Origin of the sequence: Massilia sp. CT11-108 (assembly GCF_047302915.1) — a bacterium.
Lineage (GTDB): Bacteria > Pseudomonadota > Gammaproteobacteria > Burkholderiales > Burkholderiaceae_D > Telluria > Telluria orientalis.
The window spans coordinates 1-725 of sequence record NZ_JBKYMO010001100.1 but is presented as its reverse complement, the minus strand read 5'-3'; the positions used below and the strand labels follow the sequence as shown (position 1 = coordinate 725).

The following is a 725-nucleotide window of genomic DNA, read 5'->3' as shown; positions in this document are numbered from 1 at the left end:
GCGCCGGCCCGGCTGGACGCCATGGCGCAGAAGCTGCCCGTGGGCCGCATCGGCCGGCCCGACGACATCGCCGACGGCATCCGCTTCCTGATGCGCAACGGCTACGCCACCGGTTCAGTGCTGCATCTCGACGGCGGCCACCGCCTCGTGTAACGCGGTCATCGCGGACGACGCACGCGCGCGCCAGGCGAGTGAGACGGGCACCGTCGCGCCTTCGCCATGCCAGGGCACGATCGCGACGCGCGCGTCCGCGAGCGCGGGCACCATGCGCGGCACGATGGCGCAACCGAGGCCCCGTTCGACCATGCGGACGATCGCCGCCACGCTGTCGGACTGCCCGGCGATGACGGGTTCTCCGTCCACGCGCGACCGGAACGCCGCCTCGAACATCCGGCGATAGGCGCAGCCCGGCGCCGTCACGAGAAAGCGCTCGTGTGCGACGTCGTCGTGGCCGGCGCTCGCACGCGCCGCCAGCCGATGGCCGGGCGGCACGATCAGCATGAGGGGCGCATGGGCGATCACGCCGCATTGAACGCCGTCGTCGTGCGGGCGCGTACCGAAGAAGAGGGCGGCGTCCAGCGTGCCGTCCTTCACCTGCGCATGCAGTGTCGACGTCTGGGCCACGGTCACGCGGACGGCGATGTCCGGGTGGGTGGCCGCCATGCGCGCCACGACGTCCGGCAGGAATGCGGCGGCGAGGGTCTCGATGCCGCCCACCTCCAGCG

General features: G+C 73.0%; 2 protein-coding genes. One reads left to right on the top strand and one right to left on the bottom strand.

Translation table 11 applies throughout. The features are described 5' to 3' along the window. Nucleotides 1-21 precede the first annotated feature (21 nt). Nucleotides 22-153, top strand: coding sequence for a hypothetical protein (locus ACEN88_RS33395; RefSeq protein WP_413346626.1), 132 nt, complete (start codon nucleotides 22-24; stop codon nucleotides 151-153). Here ACEN88_RS33395 and ACEN88_RS33390 read toward each other — a convergent pair. Then, a partial coding sequence (locus ACEN88_RS33390; protein WP_413346624.1) for a LysR family transcriptional regulator substrate-binding protein occupies nucleotides 115-725 on the bottom strand: 611 nt, incomplete at its 5' end. The two genes, ACEN88_RS33395 and ACEN88_RS33390, sit on opposite strands and share 39 nt — an antisense overlap.

Coding starts and splice junctions, on each gene's coding strand:
- ACEN88_RS33395 (WP_413346626.1), top strand. CDS start 22: ATGGCGCAGAAGCTGCCCGTGGGCCGCATCGGCCGGCCCGACGACATC.